Origin of the sequence: Enterobacter sp. CGMCC 5087 (assembly GCF_003144775.1) — a bacterium.
Taxonomy (GTDB): Bacteria; Pseudomonadota; Gammaproteobacteria; order Enterobacterales; family Enterobacteriaceae; genus Enterobacter; species Enterobacter cloacae_M.
The window spans coordinates 1-1,228 of the sequence record NZ_QFXN01000191.1; the positions used below are offsets into that span (position 1 = coordinate 1).

At 58.8% G+C, this 1,228-nt stretch carries 1 protein-coding gene; it reads left to right on the plus strand.

The window, feature by feature from the left end:
- A partial coding sequence (gene tssI, locus DEO48_RS15650; protein WP_109845675.1) for a type VI secretion system tip protein TssI/VgrG occupies window positions 1-1,228 on the plus strand: 1,228 nt, incomplete at both ends.

Sequence of the window (1,228 nt, forward strand, 5' to 3'; positions counted from 1 at the left end):
TCGCACCAACTGCCGGATTTTCCAGGTGAAAAAGCCGCAGGACATCATCGGTGAACTCCTGGAGGAAGCGGGCATTCTGGACTACGCCTTCTCGCTGCGCCAGGACCATGTCGCCCGCGAGTACTGCGTGCAGTACCGGGAAAGCGATCTGGACTTTATCACCCGCCTGGCGGCGGAAGAGGGGATGTTCTTCTGGCATGAGTTTGAGGCGGGAAAACACCGGGTGGTGTTTGCCGACCATACCGGCGCGCTGGAGAAAAAAGACACCCCGGTGTTCTTCAGCCTGGCGAACCAGGGGCTGGAACAGGGGGCGTATATCCGCCAGTTCCGCTATGCCGAAGCGGTGCGAACGACAGCAGTGGAGCTGCGGGACTACAGCTTTAAAAATCCCGCCTACAACCAGTCGAATAAGAAGATCAGCAACGATCTGGCCCATCAGCGTGAGCCGTACGAGCACTACGACTATCCGGGGCGCTACAAGCAGGCTGAAAGCGGTAAAGCCTTCAGCGCGTACCGGCTGGATGCGTTAAGGGCTGATGCGGTGACCGGTAACGGCCTGTCAAACTGCGCAGAACTCCGCCCGGGGCTGCGGTTTATGCTGGAAGAGCATCAGAACGAGGCCTTTAACACGCAGTGGCAGGTGGTGTCCGTGAAGCATGAAGGCAAACAACCCCAGGCGCTGGAAGAGGAAGGCGGTGACAAGCCCACCACCTTTACCAATAAGTTTGATGTAATCAAAGGCGGGACTGTCTGGCGTGCGCTGATGCCGGAACGCCCGATGGTGGACGGCCCGCAGATAGCGACGGTGACGGGGCCGGCGACGGAAGAAATCTACTGCGATAAACACGGTCGCGTGAAGGTGAAATTTCCGTGGGATCGCTACGGTAACAGCGACGATCTGAGCTCCTGCTGGGTCCGCGTCAGTCAGGGCTGGGCGGGGGGCCGCTACGGCATGGTGGCACTCCCGCGCGTGGGCCATGAGGTGGTGGTGAGCTTTCTGGAAGGCGATCCGGATCAGCCGATCGTTACCGGGCGCACCTACCATGCAACCAACCTGGCACCTTATGTGCTGCCGCACAATAAAACCCGTACCGTTATCAGAACCGATACGCATCAGGGAACCGGGTTTAACGAACTGAGTTTTGAAGATGCCGCCACGCGCGAGCAGGTGTTTCTTCATGCCCAGAAAGACCATGACACCGTCATCAATAACAACCACCGGCAGAGC